Origin of the sequence: Hansschlegelia plantiphila, assembly GCF_027922265.1 — a bacterium.
GTDB classification, from domain to species: domain Bacteria; phylum Pseudomonadota; class Alphaproteobacteria; order Rhizobiales; family Methylopilaceae; genus Methylopila; species Methylopila plantiphila.
This window is the reverse complement of sequence record NZ_BSFI01000019.1, coordinates 21014-37100: the sequence shown is the minus strand read 5'-3', so window position 1 is coordinate 37100 and position 16087 is coordinate 21014. Positions and strand designations below refer to the sequence as shown.

Genomic DNA, 16087 nt, shown 5'->3' with positions numbered 1-16087 from the left:
CTCAAGCGACCGCACGGGCCGCTGCGCCGCCGACGAGCGAGCGGGGCGCCGCGGCGATGAGAGCGCGGGTGTAGTCGTGAGCCGGAGACTGGAAGACGCGCTCCGCCGCGCCCTCTTCGACGACACGCCCGTCCTTCAGCACGATCACGCGGTCGGCGAGGTGATGCACAAGCCCGAGGTCGTGGGAGATGAACAGGAGAGCGGTGCCGAGCCGTGACTGAAGCTCGGCGATCAAGTCGACGACTTGGGCCTGGATGCAGACGTCGAGCGCCGAGACCGGTTCGTCGCAGACGATCAAGACCGGATCCGCCGCCAGCGCCCGGGCGATCGCGACGCGCTGGCGCTGCCCGCCGGACAACAAGCGCGGGCTGCGATCCGCGAACGCCCCGTCGAGGCCGACCCGCTCCAGCAGGCCGAGAATGCGCCGGCGCCGGACATGCGGCTCGATGCCGGAGAGATTCTCGCCGATGACCTCGGCGACCCGGTAGCGCGGATCGAAGCTGCTGAGCGGATCCTGCGGGATGTACTGCAGCCGCGAGCGCAGACTTCTACGCCGCCGTTCCGGCACGTTCGACCAGGGCTGCCCGAGCAGCATGACCGCGCCGGCGTCCGGCTCCAGAAGCCCGAGCAGAATCTTGGCGCAGGTCGACTTGCCGGAGCCCGATTCGCCGACCAGGCCGACCACTTCTCCGGCGCGGACGACCAAGGACACGTCCTCGAGCGCCGTGAAGGCCTCCCGTCCGCCCGGCCCGGCCACGTTCCGCCGATAGCGCTTGGTGAGGCCGGTCGCCTCCAGCAGCGCGCCGTCCCCGATCGCGCGCCGTGCGGGAAGCGGATCGCGCGTGATGCGGATGGCGCCGGAATCGTCGGGGACGATGCGGCCCGAAGACAGAAGCCGCCCGCGGGAGTCTGCGGATGGAACGGCCGCGATGAGCTCGCGCGTATAGGGATGCCGCGGCCGCGCCAGCACGTCCGCTGTGGGCCCCGCATCCGCCACCTCGCCGTCGCGCATCACCAGCACGCGATCCGCGATCCCTGCGACCACGGAAAGATCATGGCTGACGAGCAGGAGGCCGGCCCCCTGCCGCACGAGTTCCTTCAGCACGCCGATCACCTGAACCTGCACGGTGGCGTCGAGCGCCGTCGTCGGCTCGTCCGCGATGATCAGGCGTGGTCGTCCGGCGATCGCCGCAGCGATCAGCGCGCGTTGCCGCAGTCCGCCGGAAAGCTGATGGGCGTATTGGCGCGCTCTGACCTCAGGCTCGGGCACCCCGACGCTGGCGAGAGTCGCCGACACCAGCGCGTCGCGCCCTGAGGAACGGACGAGGCCGTGCCGCAGGGCGACCTCCGACACCTCCTGCCCGATGGTGCGGAGCGGATCGAGCGATGTCAGCGCGTCCTGCATCACGAGGCCTGCAAAGGCGCCGCGCAGGGCGCGCCAGCGCGCGCCGGAGAAAGCGAGCGCGTCCTCGCCCTCGATCAGGAAGCGGCGCGCGTCGACCCGGGCGCCGTCGCCCGCGAGATTGAGCAGGCTGCGGGCCGTCACGCTCTTGCCCGAACCGGATTCGCCGACGAGCGCCACGCACTCGCCCGGTCGGATGACAAGGTCCAGATTGCGGACCACTGTCTTCGGTCCGTCCAGCCCGTCGAAGCGGATCGACAGGCCTTCGATCTCCACCAGAGGGCCGGGCGGAGCCTGCGTCATGGCACGCGCCTCTCGAAGCGGCGCTGCAGCGCGTTGCCGAGCGCGGTGAAGGAGATCACGGTGAGCGTGATCGCAGCGCCAGGGAAGACTCCGGGCCACCAGGCGACGCGCAGCACGTCGCGGCTCTCGGCCAGCATCACTCCCCATTCCGGAGTCGGAGGCTGCGGCCCGAGACCGAGGAAGCTGAGGCCTGACACGGCGAGGATGGTCGTGCCGACATAGACGGTCGCGACCACCGGCACGGCGGTGAGCACGTTCGGCAGCAGGTGGCGCGCGAAGATTCCGAACCGGCTTTGGCCATAGATCGCGGCGTGGGTGACGTAATCGGCGTCGCGCACGAGCCGGGTCTGCGCGCGCACCACGCGGCCGAATTTCGGAACGCCGGCGATCCCGACGGCGATTGCGATGTTCTCCATGCCGGCGCCGAGGAAGGTGACGACGAGGAGCGCGAGCAGCACGCCGGGGAATGACGAGATCACGTCGAACAGCCGGCAGATCGCCTCGTCGAGCAGGCGGCTGCGAAGCCCGGCGAGGAGGCCGAGCAGCACGCCGAAGACCACGCTGATGGCGGCGCTGCCAAGGCCGATCGAGAGCGAATAGCGCGCTCCGTGGAGCGTGCGGGCGAAGACGTCCCGCCCCAGCCTGTCCGTTCCGAACAGATGGTCGGCGCTCGGCGCCTTCAGTGCGGCGAGCATGTCGCCGGCGAGCGGATCGTAATGGGTGAAGAGATGCGGCGCGGCCGCCATGATGACGAGCGCGACGATGAAGGCGGTCGCCGCGAGGATCGTGAGGCGGGCGCGCGGAAGCAGGTTCGAAAAGGCTCGAAGGCGGACGGCCGGGCCTTCGCTCCCGCCGAAGCCCGCGAGGGGGCGCAGCGTGTCGGTCATTGCGCCTTCAGCCTCGGATCGATGACGACATACACGATGTCGAGAAGGGTCGAGGCCGCCACGTGTATGAAGGCGGCGAGCAGCACGACCGCGAGCACCACCGGCACGTCATGGGTAAGCACGGCGTTCAGCGTCACCGTGCCGAGGCCGGGACGGCCGAACACCTTCTCCGTGATGACCGCGCCGCCGAGCAGGCCACCGATCAGCCAGCCGCCGAGCGTCACGGCCGGCAGCGCGGCGTGGCGCAGCACATGGCGCAGGCGGATCAGCCCTTCGCCGAGGCCCCGCGCGCGGACGGTGACGATGAAGGGCTGTTCGAGGGTCTTCTCCATCGCCTCGCGCAGCACCTGCGCCAGCAGTCCCGCGGTCGGCAGGGCGAGAGCCGCCGAGGGCAGGACAAGCGCCTTCCACCCTCCTGCGCCGGAGACCGGGAACCAGCGCAGAGAGAAGGAGAAGGCCATCAGCAGCAGGATGCCGATCCAGAACACCGGCGCGGAGGCGCAGGTCAGCTCGATGGTCGAGGCGACGGAGCGCGCCGCCCCTCCGCGCCCGGCCGTCAACGTGGCCGCCAGCACGGCGAGCGCGAGCGCGAGCGCGCCGGCGGTCGTTGCGAGCTGCACCGTGGGGAGGATCTGCGAACCCACGATCTGCGCGACCGGCTGGCGCAGCACATAGGAGACGCCGAAGTCGCCCGAAGCGATGCGCGCGACGAAGTCGAGATATTGTTCGGGAAGGCTCCGCCCGAGCCCCCACTCCGCGGCGATCGCCTCCCGCAGGCCGGGATAGTCGAGGTCGCCGGCCAGAATGTCCTCGATCCGGCCGGGCAGCGCATGGAGCGCAAGAAAGGCGGCGGTGACGCTTCCCCACGCCACCACGAGGCTGGTCCCGAGCCGGGAGAGGATGCGGCGCCCGAGCGGACCGAAGATCATTGCTCGGCGAGCCACACGTCGTGCAGGCTCGCCGGCGAGTCGAGCTGCGCCTCGAAGGAGAGTCCGCGCACATTGTCCTTCGCCGCGAGCTGATAGTTCGCTGAAAACAGCGGGACGATGAAGGCCAAGTCCACGGCGCGTTTCTGCGCAGCGTCCACGAACTGCTTCTTCGCCTCGACGTCGGTCGCGGAAAGCGCCTGGTTGATGAGCGAAAACAACTCCTTGTCGCCCTTGTCGGCGACGGCCTGGATGAAGCCCTTCTCGCCAATGTTGCCCTGCAGCTCCTGCGCGGCGTCGGCCGGCAGATAGGTGTTGGGGTAGATCGTCCAGCTCCCATTCGCCTTCTGCTGCGCCCACTCGCCCCCGGTGATGAGCCTGAGCTTCAGGTCGAAGCCGAGATTCTTGCGCAGCTGCGCCTGAACGCCCTGGATGAGCACGTCGCGGTTGTCGCGCACGAAGGGCTGCGGATAGCCGACCTCGATCGACAGCCGCTGGCCGTCCTTGGTGCGGAAGCCCTCGGAATCGCGACCGGTCCAGCCGGCCTCGTCGAGCAGCGCGTTCGCCTTTGCGACGTCGTTGCCCCAGCTGCCTTCAAGAGCCCTGTTATAGAATGGGTTGTCGGGCGCGATGTTCGACCAGGCCCGCCGCACGGCGCCGAGATAGACGGCGTTGACCAGACCGTCGATGTCCGCGCCGTCACGCAGCGCCTGCCGGACCCGCACATCCGTCGCCGGCGGGATCGTGTAGTTGATGTTGAGCGTGAACGAGGTCTGCGCCCCGGACGGGCCGACGAGAAGCTGGAAGCCCGGCTGGTCCTTGAAGAGCGCGATGTCGGTCGGCTGCACGCCCTCGATCACGTCGACCTGCCCGGAAGACAGCGCGCCGGCGCGGACGGAATATTCCGGCAGGAAGCGGATGGTCGCCTTGTCGAGATAGGCTGGCCCCTGATGCGCCGCATAGCCCGGCGCCCAGCCATAGCGCTCGTTGCGGACGAGCGAGATCGACTGCCCGCGGGTGTAGCTCTGGAACAGGAAGGGGCCGCTGCCGGCGAGCGCCGGGCCGCCGGAGCACAGCCGGTCGCCGGACTTGAGCGCCTTGGGCGACAGGATGCCGAGCCGGATGCTGGCGAGCGATTCCAGCAGAGCGGAGTCGGGCTTCGTGAGGGTGATGCGGATCTCGGTGGGCGAGACGACCTCTGACTTCTCATAGAACTGGAGAAGCTGGCCGGCGGAGTTGGTGTTCGCCGGGTCCTTCACGAAGTCGAGGTTGAACTTGACCGCTTCGGCGTCGAGCCTCTCGCCGTCGTGGAAGGTCACGTCCTTGCGCAGCTTGAAGTCATAGGTCTTGCCGTCCGGCGAAACCGTCCATTCCGTAGCGAGCCAGGGCAGGAAGCGCCCGTCCGCGTTCTTCGCGATCAGCGAGTCGACGAAGTTGCGGATGAGGATGAACGAGTTCTGTTGCTCGGACCGCTGCGGATTGAAGCAGACCGGCTCGGTCGTGACGCCGAAGGTCAGTTCGCCGCCGGATCGCGGCCCGCCGTCCTCCGCATGCGCCTTCGTGAGCGGCGCAGCGGCGCAAAGCAAGCCGATGCCCAGGAGCGGCAAGTGGAGCATGGCGCGAGCGGCGACGGAAGGGGCGCGGAAGGTTCGGGCGATCATTGATCGTCTCGTGCGGGTTCGGTGGAAGGAAGAGGCAAAGGCTCGCCGTTCAGAAGAAGCCCTGCGAAGGCAGGGGCTCGCCGGTGAGCTCGTAGGCGCCGAGCGCCCGCGCCTTCAGCGCTGCGGGGTTGTGCGAGGCGAGCGTCCGGGCGTTGCGCCAGTGTCGGTCAAGGTTCTTCGACCGCTTCGTGGCGGAGGCGCCGCCCACGTCGAACAGCCGCGTGGCGCTCTTCAGCGTGAGTTCGTCGACGATGAGCTTCGTCTTGGCGGCCTTCGCCGCAGCCTCTTGCGCGAGCGCTTCGTCCGGCAGGCCACGGTCGCGGACGTACGCCAGTTCGTCGAGCGCGTCAGCCGAGGCGAGCACCAGCGTCTCGGCCGCGAAGGCGGCGGTCGAGATCTCCCCGATGATCTCCTGCAGCAACGGATCGCCATCGGCGGACGTCGCCGTGGCGTAATAGAAATGCCGGTCCTTGCGGCTCGCGAGCAGGGCCTTCGCGTCGCTCAGCACATTGCGCAGGATGCCGGCGACGACGCCGGTGACGAGCAGTTGCGGCAGCGTGTTCGTGTAGGGCACGCCGTAGCCGACGTTCGGCCCGTCGAACACGACCTCGTCAGGCTCGACGCGCACGTTGCGGAAATGGGTCGTGCCGGAGCCGGTGAGCCGCTGGCCCGCGCCGTCCCAGTCGTCCACGAGTTCGACGCCGTTCCGGTCGGTCGGCACGATCGCGCAAAGCGCACGATCGTCCGGCCCCGCGGCGCGGACGATCACCAGGTCGGCGTAGAGGGCGCCGGTGCTATAGTATTTCGTCCCGTCGAGCCGCCAACCGTCGCCGTCGGAGCTGAGCTTCGTCTCAAACGGACTGCCCCCGACCTTCGCGCTCGAAAGCTCGGTGTTGGCGAGCCCGACCACCGCGCCGCTGGCGATGAGCCGCGCCCACTTCTCGCGATGCGGCGAATGCTTCGGCCGCGCGAAGCGCTCCACGAAGCCGATATGGTTGCGGAGCGCGTGCGCCACGTTCGGGTCGGCCGCGCCGAGCCGGATGACGAGCGCGAGCGTCTCGCGCAGCGTCGCGCCGCCGCCGCCGTCCTCCTTCGCCAGCCGATAGGCTCCGAGGCGCGCGTCACGGATGCGGTCAAAGATTTCGAACGGGTGGATCCGCTCCCGATCGCGCTCGGCGGCGCCTTCGGCGATGAAGGCCAGGAGTTCGTCGAAGGGGGCGCCGGCGAGGCCGGGGTCACGGTGAAGAGCGATATTCACGACGTCATTCCGCTTTGCGAGATTTGTCACTTCTGCATCCCCCAACGACGGACGGTGGCGGCTTCGATCGAGCGGAACACGAGGGCGTCGACAAGCAGGCCGATGACGATGACGGCGGCGAGGCCGGCGAAGACGCGGTCGGTCAGGAGCTCGTTGCGGTTCTGGAAGATGAACCAGCCAAGCCCGCCCTGCCGCGCGGTCACTCCGAAGACGAGCTCGGCCGCGATCAGCGTGCGCCACGCGAAGGCCCAGCCGAGGCGAAGGCCGGTGAGCAGCGCCGGGAGCGCGGCGGGAATGAGGATCTGCGCCACATAGGCCGGACCGCGATAGCCGTAATTTCGGCCGACGAGCCGGAGCGTCTCGGGCACGGTCTCGAAGCCCGCAAGCGCGGCCGCGGCGAACGGCCAGAGCACGGAGAACGAGAGGACGAAGACGAGGCTCTTCTCGCCGATCCCGAACCACAGCATGGCGAGCGGCAGCAGGGCGATCGCCGGCAGCGGGTTGAACATGGCGGTGAGCGTCGTCAGCACGTCGCGGGCGAAGCGGTTTGCGACCGCGATCGACACCAGAACCAGCCCGCATCCGATGGCGATGGAATAGCCCTTGAGCAGCACGGCGAGCGAAGCGAAGGACGAGGCCAGCAGGTCGGCCGCCGTCTCGCCGTCGAACAAGACGGCCGCCGTCTGGCTCAGGCTCGGCAGCATGATCGGGTTGTTCTGGAGCCGCGCGCCGACCTCCCAGAGGATCGCGATCAACAGCAGGATGATGAGCCGCCGCGTCGCGGGCGAGGTCAGCGCGCCGGCCAAGCGCGCGCGCCGGCCGGGAACGCCCGGCCGGCGCTCCGCAGCAAGGTGACGGCCGTAGGAGATTTCAGACATAGGTTGCTTCCTGAAGGACCGGACGCGCCGATCGGCGAAGCGCGCCGCCGAACAGGATGCGGTGGACCTCACCGGCGACGTGCTCGAAGTCCTGCGAGCCCCACGACCCCGGCCCGAAGGCGCTCACGTCGAAGGTGGCCACCGTCCGTCCGGGATGCGCGCTGAGGAGGTGCAGGCGCGATCCGACCAGGATCGCCTCGTCGATCGCGTGCGTGACGAACAGCAAGGTAAAGCCGAGCGTCTCGGCGAGGCCGACGAGCTCCTCCTGCAGCCGCTCGCGCGTCAGCGCGTCGAGCGCCGCGAACGGCTCGTCCATCAGCAGGATCTCTGGCTCGGCGGCGAGCGCGCGGGCGATCGCGACGCGCTGCTTCATGCCTCCGGACAGCGTGTGGGGGTAAGCGCTTGCCGCGCGGGCGAGGCCTACCCGCTCGATCGCGGCGTCCGCCTTGTCGCGGGCCTCGGCCGTCGACAGCCCCGGTTTGCGCTTGAGGCCGAACAGGACGTTGTCGCGCACGGTCTTCCAGGGCAGGAGCTGGTCGAACTCCTGGAACACGACGACGCGGTCAGGCCCCGGCCCGGTGATCGGCCGGCCGCGGAGGGCGATCGATCCGGCGCTCGGGCTGAGAAACCCCGCGGCCGCCTTGAGGATCGAAGACTTCCCGCATCCCGATGGGCCGAGCAGCACCAGCCGTTCGCCCTGGCGGATCGTGAAGCTGACGTTGTCGACCGCGCGCAGCGAACCCTGGGCGGCGGGGAAATCGAGGGTCAGCCCGCGCGCCTCGAGGACGGTCGGGCTCCCGGAGACGGCGCCGGCCATCGCTCAGCTGCCTTCGACCGCCTGGACGTCTTCGAAGAAGTAGTCCTTCCAGCTCGCCGGCTTGTTTCTGATCGCTCCGGTGCGGGCGAGGAAGTCGGCGTAGACTTCCGTGCGCTCGGGCGCGATCTTGAACTCGATCTCCGGATTCGTGACGATCGAGAGCAGAAAGGCCCGGTCGAGCTTCGACTTCTCGACGCGGATATAGGTGTCGACCGCTTCTTCCTTGTGGGCGTTGATCCAGTCCGTCGCCTCCTTCAGCGCTTCGAAGAAGGCCTTGTAGGTTTTCGGATTCTCGGTCCTGAACTTCGTCGTCCCGTAGGCGATGTTCGTCGTCGCCGGGCCGCCGAGCACGTCATAGGAGCTGAGAACCTTGTGGTTCTTGGGGTTCTGCAGCTCCTGGTACTGGAAGGGCGGCGTGGTGAAATGCGCGGTGATCGCGCCCGAGTTCAGCGCGGCCACCGCGTCGGGATGGGCGAGAGACACCTGGATGTCGTCGAGCGCCTTGTGGTTCCCGACGCCGAACTCCTTCTCGACCGCGATCTGCAGCGTCCGCGCCTGCACGGAGACGCCGACCGACGGCAGGGCGATCTTGTCGTCCTTTGTGAAGTCCTTGAGGGCCTTCACGTTCTCCTTGTTGGTGACGAGATAGGACGGCATCGAGCCGAGAGAGGCGATCCCCTTGACGTCGGCGCCGCCTTTCGTCCGGTCCCAGATCGTCAGCGTCGGGCCGACGCCCGCCGCCGCGATATCGACGGAGCCGGACAGCAGGGCGTCGTTCACCGTCGCGCCGCCGCCGAACTTCGCCCACTCGACCTGGATGTCGAGCCCAAGCTCCTTGCCATGCTTCTCGATCAGCTTCTGGTCGCGGATGACGTGCAGCGGCAGGTAGCCGATGCCGTACTGCTCGGCGATGCGGATCGTCCCCTCCGCCCATGCGGACGACGAGATCCCGATGAGAGCCGTCGCGATCAGCGATCCGGCGAGGCGCGCGCCCAGTCTCATGAAACCCTCCGATGAACGCCGCCGCCTCGTCGGGCGCGCCGTGGCCTTTTGTGGGACGGCTTGACGTTTGAAGTCAACTAAATCTATCAATTAATGGAATTGGGTCTGGCGACGCAATCGGCGCGCCCCGCGACGGAGCGAGCGCGGCGCCGGCGAAGGAAAAGCGAATGGCGTCGAAGCCGCAGAAGCAGATGAAGCTGAACGCGTTCTTCCACCCGGCGGGCCACCACCTCGCCGCCTGGAGGCATCCGGAGGCGCAGGCCGACGCGGGCGTGAACTTCCGCCATTATGTAGAGATCGCCCGCACCGCCGAGCGTGCGAAGTTCGACGCCGTCTTTCTCGCCGACACGGTCGCGATGCACGAGGGCTCGTTGGACGCCCAGAGCCGCGCGGCGCGCTATGTCGCGCAGTTCGAGCCGCTGACGCTGCTGTCGGGAATCGCGGCGGTGACCGAGCGCATCGGGCTGATCGCCACGGCCTCCACCACCTACAACGAGCCCTATCATGTGGCTCGGAAGTTCGCGTCGCTCGACCTCATCTCGAACGGCCGCGCCGGCTGGAACCTCGTGACCTCCGCGACCGAGGCGGAAGCCCTGAACTTCAGCCGCGACAAGCATCTTGAGCACGGCAAGCGCTACGAGCGCGCCCGCGAGTTCGCCGACGTCGTCACGGGGCTGTGGGAGAGCTGGGAGGACGACGCCTTCCTGCGCGACAAGGCGTCAGGCCGGTTCTTCGACCCCGAGAAGCTCCACATCCTCAACCATCAGGGCGAGCACTTCCAAGTGCGCGGGCCGCTCAACGCCGCGCGTTCGCCGCAAGGACGCCCGGTGATCGTGCAGGCCGGCTCGTCGGGGCCCGGCAAGCAGCTCGCCGCTGAGACCGCCGAGGTGGTGTTCACCGCCCAGCAGACGCTCGAAGAGGCCGTCTCGTTCTATTCCGACATCAAGTCGCTCGCCGCGAAGGCCGGGCGCGATCCGGACGCGGTCAAGGTCCTGCCCGGCGTGTCCGCTTTCGTCGGGCGCACGCGGCAGGAGGCGCAGGACAAGTTCGACCAACTCCAGTCGCTGATCCACCCCGCGGTCGGCATCTCGCTGCTCTCCGGCATGCTGGGCTTCGACCTCTCCGGCTATCCGGTCGACGGTCCGGTGCCTGACCTGCCGGAGACCAATTCGCACAAGAGCCGGCAGGCGCTCTCGCTCGCGATCGCCCGGCGTGAAGGCCTCACCATCCGCGGCCTCTACGAGAAGATCGCGGGAGCCCGCGGCCACTGGACGATCATCGGCTCCGCCGCGGACATCGCCGATCAGTTGCAGGAGCGTTTCGAGGCCGGCGGCGCCGACGGCTTCAACGTCATGCCGCCGCACCTGCCCGGCGGGCTCGACGACTTCGTCGAGCTCGTGGTTCCGGAGCTGCGTCGGCGCGGCCTGTTCCGCAGCGAATACGAGGGGCGGACCCTGCGAGAGAACCTCGGCCTTCCCTATCCGCGCCACCCGGCCGCGCGCCTCGCGCAGGCGGCCGAGTGAGCGTTCCCCGGATTTCGGATCCCGTCGCGGACGGGGACCTGCGAACATTTCGTCGGAGGCGTGAGATGTCCAAGATCCGGTTTGGCGTATGGGCGCCGGTGCATGGTCCCCGCGCCGCCGCACAGGACCCCCTCGAACCCTACGACGCCTCCTGGGCGCACAACCGCGCCACGGTTCTGGAAGCCGAGGCGCTCGGCTATGAAGCGACGCTCGTCGCGCAGCACACCGCCAATCCGCACTTTGCGGAGCGCGACCAGCTCGAAGCCTGGACGGCCGCGGCGGCCCTCGCGGCGGTGACCAGCCGGATCGAGATCATCGCGGCGATCAAGCCCGCGCTCTACCACCCGGTCGTACTCGCGAAGATGGCGCTGCAGATCGAGGAGATCAGCGGAGGGCGCTTCGCGATCAACCTCGTCAACGCCTGGAACCGCGCCGAATTTGAGCGGGCCGGCCTCCCCTTCCTCGACCATGACGAACGCTACGCCTATGGCCGGGAATGGCTGTCGATCGTCGAGCGGCTGACGCGCGGCGAGACGGTCGGGCATCGAGGCGCCTATTTCTCGATCGACGGCTACAAGCTTTCGCCCGCCGGCCGCTTCCGGCCGCGGCCGCGGATCTATCTCGGCGGGGAGTCCGAGCCGGCGCGCGCGCTGGCCGCCGATCACAGCGACGTCTGGTTCATCAACGGGCAGGCGCTGGGGGCGGTCGAGGCGCTGATCGCCGACGTCAGCGCGCGGCCGAGACGCTTCGAACCGCTGCGCTTCGGCCTTGCGGCTTTCGTGATCGCGCGAGAGACCGAGGCGGAGGCTCAGGCCGAGCACCGGCGGCTGATCGCACTCGCCGAGCAGGACAAGCCCGCCAAGGCGATCCAGAAGGCGAACACCGACCCCAAGGTCGTGATGTTCCAGACGATGGCGAAGCAGAGCTTTGTCGGAACCAATGGAGGCACCGCGGCCGGGCTCGTCGGCAGCTACGACCAGGTCGCCGAGCGCATCGATGCGTTCCACCGGGCCGGAGTCGAGCTCTTCATGCTGCAGTTCCAGCCGCTCCGCTCCGAGATGCGGCGGTTCGCGGAACAGATCTTTCCGCGTGTCGGCAAGACCGCCGCGGCGCCGCTCTCCTCGCGCTATTCGGAGGCGAGATGAGCCTGGCCGATCCCCACGCGATCGCCGCCCTCGGGGCCTCGTCGCCCGCGATTTCCAGCTCGGCCAGAGCGACCCCCTGGAGTGGCGGCGCCCGCTCCCGGCGAGCCGGCCTGCTCGCATTGTCCTGGGTCGCGCCGGTCGTCGTTCTGCTGGTCTGGGAGACGCTGTGCCGGAGCGGCTACGTCGCGCCCCAGATCCTGCCGGCGCCCAGCAAGGTCTTGTCGACCGCGTGGAAGCTCGCCTCCACCGGCAGCCTGCTTAACGATCTCGGCGTCAGCCTTCTTCGGGCCGCGACGGGCTTCGCCATCGGCGGCCTGATCGGCTTCTCGCTCGGCGTTCTCGTCGGGTTCTTCCGCCTCGCGGAGGCCGCGGTCGACCGCAGCGTGCAGATGATCCGCGCAGTGCCGTTCCTCGCGGCGCTTCCGCTCACCATCATCTGGTTCGGCGTTGGCGAGGGCCAGAAGATCTTTCTGGTCTCGCTCGGCGTGGCGTTCCCGATCTATGTGAATACCGTGCTCGGGATCAGGCAGGTCGATCCAAAACTCCTCGAACTCGCGCGGGTTCAGGGCCTGTCGGGCTGGACCACCATCCGCCGGATCGTCCTGCCGGGCGCGTTGCCATCGATCCTGACCGGAGTGCGTTACGCCCTCGCCGTCGCCTGGCTCGCGCTTGTGGTGGCGGAGACGGTCGGCGCCCAGGCGGGCCTCGGCTTCCTGGCCATGGACGCGCGCGAGTTCCTGCGCACCGACGTGATCGTGCTCACGATCGTCATCTACGCCTTGATCGGCGCGGGCTCCGACTCGATCGCGCGCCTGCTCGAACGGCGGCTTCTCCGCTGGCACCCCAATTTCGGAGGAGGCGGCCGATGAGCCTGTCCGTCGTGCCTGCAAATCCCGCCGTCCTCGTCCGCAGGCTGATCCGCCGCTACGGAGAACGCACCGTCATCGACGGTCTCGACCTGACGATCGCGCGCGGAGAGTTCGTCGCGCTGCTCGGCGAAAGCGGCTGCGGCAAGACCACCCTGCTCCGCGCGCTATCCGGCCTCGACCCGATCGACGGCGGTTCGGTCGAGGCGCCGCGTCGACCGGCGGTGGTGTTTCAGGAGCACCGCCTGCTGCCGTGGGAAAGCCTATGGCGCAACGTCTCTCTCGGCCTTGCCGCAGACGGCGCACGCGAGCGCGCGGCGGCCGCGCTGTCCGAGGTCGGCCTCGGCGACCGCCTCGACGACTGGCCGCGCAATCTGTCGGGAGGTCAGGCGCAGCGCGTCGCCCTCGCCCGCGCGCTCGTGCAGGAGCCGGAACTCCTGCTGCTGGACGAACCGTTCGCCGCGCTCGACGCGCTCACGAGGCTGCGCATGCACGCGCTGGTCAAGGAACTGATCGCCCGCCACCGTCCAGGCGTCCTGCTCGTCACCCACGACGTCGACGAGGCCGTGGCGCTCGCCGACCGCGTTCTGCTGATGCGCGACGGAGCAATCGCCTACGAACGGCGGCTCGCCGGCGGCGCCGCGCCGCAAGCCGTTCGAGACGAGCTCCTCGCCGAACTTGGCGTCGCGGCGACGCCCCGCGCGCCTGCCTTCCCCACCCCATCGTCACACTCGGTCGTCTGAGGCCCCGAAAATGTCGTCCTTTCCCAACCTATCGCGTCGTTCTTTTCTCGCGACGTCCGTCGCCGCGTCCGGCGCTCTCGGGCTCGGGCTGAAGCCCGGTGGGGCGCTGGCGCGCAACACCGACAAGGTGCGCCTGACTTTCGGGCCGTCGGGCGGCCTGACGCTCATCGCCAAGGAGCGGGGGGCGCTCGAGAAGTCCCTCGGCGACCAGGGGATCAAGGTCGAGTGGGTCGGCCCGTTCCCGAACCACGCGCCGACGCTTCAGGCGGTGACCGGCGGCAGCGCCGATTTCAGCTTCGGGGGCAGCACCACGCCGGCCTTCGCCGCGATCATCGCCGGCTCTCCGCTCGTCTTCACGCAGTTCCTGATCTACCGTCCGCGCACGACCGCGATCATCGCCCGGGACGGGTCGGGCATCGACAAGGTCGAGGATCTCGTCGGCAAGTCCGTTGCGGTGAACCGCTCCGGGCTCGGCGAGTTTCTGCTGGTGGCCGCGCTTGAGAAACACGGCGTCGAGCGGAGCAAGGTGAACTTCGTCTATCTCAATCCGCCGGACGCGGCGCCCGCGCTCGCCTCGGGCAAGGTCGACGCCTGGTCGATGTGGAGCCCCGGCGTCGACATCGCGCGCGTCGAGTACAAGGCGCACGACGTCTTCCTCGAGGAGCGCGACCTCGAATTCCAGATCGATTTCACGACCTGGCTGACGTCGCGCAAATTCGCGACGGAGAACGCCGATATCGTGCGCGCCGTCAACGCCGCCTTCGCGGCGGAGGCGGAATGGGCGAGCGCCCACCCGGACGACGCCGAAAAGATCGCGCAGGGCTCGCCTCCGCGCTACAGCGATGTGGTGCGCGAGCGCTTTCTGTCGCTCAAGCGGCGCTACGAGATCTATCCCGTCACCGACGAGGCCTTTATCGGGAGACTGCAGAAGGCTGCCGACTGGCTGGTCGAACGCAAGGTGCTTCCGGAGCGGGTGACCGTTGGGGAACTGCTGGCCCAGGTCTAGGCCGGGATCGTCTGAGCCTCGGACAGAAAGCAGAATGTCGTGGCGGGAGACGGACCCGATTGCGCCTTGGCGACACGCCTACGCCAATGCGTATCTCGATTACGAGCTTTGGCGCGACAGGCCCATTAAAGCGGGCTGTCGCGCCGGACCTTAAGATCATCAGGCTCGACGCCGTCCGGAACGCGCTTCGCGGCGGAGGTTCGATCGAGGCGAAGCTCGCGACCTCAGCCTGGGCGTTCGCGGGCGCTGTCTGACCACGCCCACGAACCGCGGGTCCACGATGTCTCCAGAGGGGCGCGGTGCTTTGCCGGCGGGAGGGCCCCTCTTGAGCCCGCCGGGCTCGCCCTCGATGGATTGCGCCCAGGCGCTCAGTACTTGATCTTCTCGATGAGGGCCGAGGGTTCGTCCATCATCGCCCAGAAGCGGTCACGCAACCGGGCTGTGAGCGACCCGGGCGCGGCGTCGCCGACCGCAACGCCGTCGAGTTCGATTACCGCCTGCGGTGGTCGTCGTGAACACCTCGTCGGCTTCGACGTCAGACCGAACGCCATCCGCGATCTTCGATGCTTCCCGGCGGCGCCGCAGAGCATCGTCGCGAGAAAGCAACGACGCGATGACGAACCGGGGGCGGTGCAGAAGCAGAAACGCCTCGCGTCCAACCAGACGCGAGGCGTGTGGTTCAAAGCGCTGCGCCGTCAGAGTTCGCGGGGCGCTGCGAATCTCGTGCGGCCGGTGACCGTTGGGTCGACCGCGCCCATCCTGCCGCCGAACCAGCCGGCGATCGCGCCAAGGAACAAGCTGAGCGCGCCGAGCAGCGAGGCGCTCGAGACGCCCTTCGCAGCCATGTCAGCCGCCTTGATGGCCTTCTGCTTCGCCTGCTCGACGGTTTCGCGATACTGCTGCTCGTATTGAGCGACCTGCTTGCGGGCGTCTTCAACCGGAATGCCCTGGGCCTTCGCAATGGCGTCGGCGGCTCGCGCGCGGCCTTCCTCAGCCTTCGCCGGATCGCCGGTCAGAACGCCCTGCATGGCGGAATACGCGGCGTCCTTGAGAGCCTGAGGATCATTGCCGCCAGTGGCGTTCTGCATCGAATTCTTGATGGAGCTCATCGGGTCGGCCATGCCCTGGAGATTCGGCGCCGCCACCTGCGCCGCCGTCTGGGCGGTCGATCCGACGACGTTCGCCGCTCCGCCGACCGCGCTCGTCACTCCGGTATAGGCTCCGCCCAGGATGCCGCCGACAGCTGAGCTCAGCATGTAAATCACCACCAGCGTCGTAACCGCCCAGGTCGTCAGACCATGCCATCCCGCTGTCGACGTCTTGGGCTTGCCCGACAGACGCCCGGAGGCGTAACCGCCGACCAGCGCCGCTATGATCGCCGAGAGAGCGAACCAGATCCCGGCGCCGACGGAAAAGCTGGTCGCCGAAGGACTGGCGGCGCCGGCGACGTCGAGCGAGGCGGCTCCGATGCCGACCCCCACCATGTTCAGGAACAACTGCGTCACGAGCGCCAGGACGGCGCCTGCGATCACGGCCCCCCATGCGACCTTATTGATCAGAACCGTGCGCAGATCCTCGCTCGGGGTGACATCGCTGTAATTGGTGTCATCGTGATCGCGTACACGCGCGCCATGGGACAATGTTGCGTCGGTCATCTTCGCTTCCCAAGA

The 16087-nt window shown here is 68.6% G+C and carries 15 protein-coding genes; 5 read left to right on the top strand and 10 right to left on the bottom strand.

Features of this window, described 5'->3' with window-relative positions:
* Position 1: 1 nt before the first annotated feature.
* From nikE to PKE75_RS13635, 8 genes are read right to left on the bottom strand one after another with little or no spacing between them, the layout of a single operon-like run.
* A complete protein-coding gene (gene nikE, locus PKE75_RS13670) occupies positions 2 to 1705 on the bottom strand; it encodes a nickel ABC transporter ATP-binding protein NikE (RefSeq protein WP_271169297.1) in 1704 nt (567 codons plus the stop codon).
* Positions 1702 to 2592 (bottom strand): ABC transporter permease, encoded by an 891-nt coding sequence (locus PKE75_RS13665; protein ID WP_271169296.1) that lies wholly within the window; start codon positions 2590 to 2592, stop codon positions 1702 to 1704. The genes nikE and PKE75_RS13665 overlap by 4 nt, the downstream gene beginning before the upstream one ends.
* Positions 2589 to 3521: an ABC transporter permease gene (locus PKE75_RS13660; protein ID WP_271169295.1), complete on the bottom strand. Its 933-nt coding sequence runs from the start codon at positions 3519 to 3521 to the stop codon at positions 2589 to 2591. Before PKE75_RS13660 ends, PKE75_RS13665 begins: the two co-directional genes overlap by 4 nt.
* Entirely contained in the window at positions 3518 to 5179 is a 1662-nt protein-coding gene (locus PKE75_RS13655) for an ABC transporter substrate-binding protein (protein ID WP_271169294.1), read from the bottom strand. The genes PKE75_RS13660 and PKE75_RS13655 overlap by 4 nt, the downstream gene beginning before the upstream one ends.
* Before the next feature lie 49 nt (positions 5180 to 5228).
* Positions 5229 to 6437: an acyl-CoA dehydrogenase family protein gene (locus tag PKE75_RS13650; RefSeq protein WP_271169293.1), complete on the bottom strand. Its 1209-nt coding sequence runs from the start codon at positions 6435 to 6437 to the stop codon at positions 5229 to 5231.
* Between the two features lie 26 nt (positions 6438 to 6463).
* A complete protein-coding gene (locus tag PKE75_RS13645) occupies positions 6464 to 7315 on the bottom strand; it encodes an ABC transporter permease (RefSeq protein ID WP_271169292.1) in 852 nt (283 codons plus the stop codon).
* Positions 7308 to 8132: an ABC transporter ATP-binding protein gene (locus tag PKE75_RS13640; RefSeq protein ID WP_271169291.1), complete on the bottom strand. Its 825-nt coding sequence runs from the start codon at positions 8130 to 8132 to the stop codon at positions 7308 to 7310. Before PKE75_RS13640 ends, PKE75_RS13645 begins: the two co-directional genes overlap by 8 nt.
* 3 nt (positions 8133 to 8135) lie before the next feature.
* Positions 8136 to 9134, bottom strand: a complete 999-nt coding sequence (locus tag PKE75_RS13635; RefSeq protein ID WP_271169290.1) for an ABC transporter substrate-binding protein — start codon at positions 9132 to 9134, stop codon at positions 8136 to 8138.
* A gap of 167 nt (positions 9135 to 9301) precedes the next feature.
* On the opposite strand from PKE75_RS13635, the gene PKE75_RS13630 reads away from it, so the two are divergent.
* The 5 genes from PKE75_RS13630 to PKE75_RS13610 all read left to right on the top strand — a co-directional run bounded on the left by PKE75_RS13630 (position 9302) and on the right by PKE75_RS13610 (position 14417).
* Positions 9302 to 10657, top strand: coding sequence for an LLM class flavin-dependent oxidoreductase (locus PKE75_RS13630; protein WP_271169289.1), 1356 nt, complete (start codon positions 9302 to 9304; stop codon positions 10655 to 10657).
* Between the two features lie 65 nt (positions 10658 to 10722).
* A complete protein-coding gene (locus PKE75_RS13625; protein WP_271169288.1) occupies positions 10723 to 11802 on the top strand; it encodes an LLM class flavin-dependent oxidoreductase in 1080 nt (359 codons plus the stop codon).
* Positions 11799 to 12671 (top strand): ABC transporter permease subunit, encoded by an 873-nt coding sequence (locus PKE75_RS13620; protein ID WP_271169287.1) that lies wholly within the window; start codon positions 11799 to 11801, stop codon positions 12669 to 12671. Before PKE75_RS13625 ends, PKE75_RS13620 begins: the two co-directional genes overlap by 4 nt.
* Positions 12668 to 13411, top strand: a complete 744-nt coding sequence (locus PKE75_RS13615; protein WP_271169286.1) for an ABC transporter ATP-binding protein — start codon at positions 12668 to 12670, stop codon at positions 13409 to 13411. The genes PKE75_RS13620 and PKE75_RS13615 overlap by 4 nt, the downstream gene beginning before the upstream one ends.
* A 10-nt stretch (positions 13412 to 13421) precedes the next feature.
* Entirely contained in the window at positions 13422 to 14417 is a 996-nt protein-coding gene (locus PKE75_RS13610) for an NrtA/SsuA/CpmA family ABC transporter substrate-binding protein (protein WP_271169285.1), read from the top strand.
* Positions 14418 to 14785: 368 nt separating this feature from the next.
* Here the strand turns inward: PKE75_RS13610 and PKE75_RS13605 are convergent, their stop codons facing one another.
* Both PKE75_RS13605 and PKE75_RS13600 read right to left on the bottom strand, forming a co-directional pair.
* Positions 14786 to 14968: a hypothetical protein gene (locus PKE75_RS13605; RefSeq protein ID WP_271169284.1), complete on the bottom strand. Its 183-nt coding sequence runs from the start codon at positions 14966 to 14968 to the stop codon at positions 14786 to 14788.
* Between the two features lie 144 nt (positions 14969 to 15112).
* Complete coding sequence (locus tag PKE75_RS13600) at positions 15113 to 16072, bottom strand: PhnA-like protein (RefSeq protein WP_271169283.1); 960 nt, start codon at positions 16070 to 16072, stop codon at positions 15113 to 15115.
* Between the last annotated feature and the right edge of the window lie 15 nt (positions 16073 to 16087).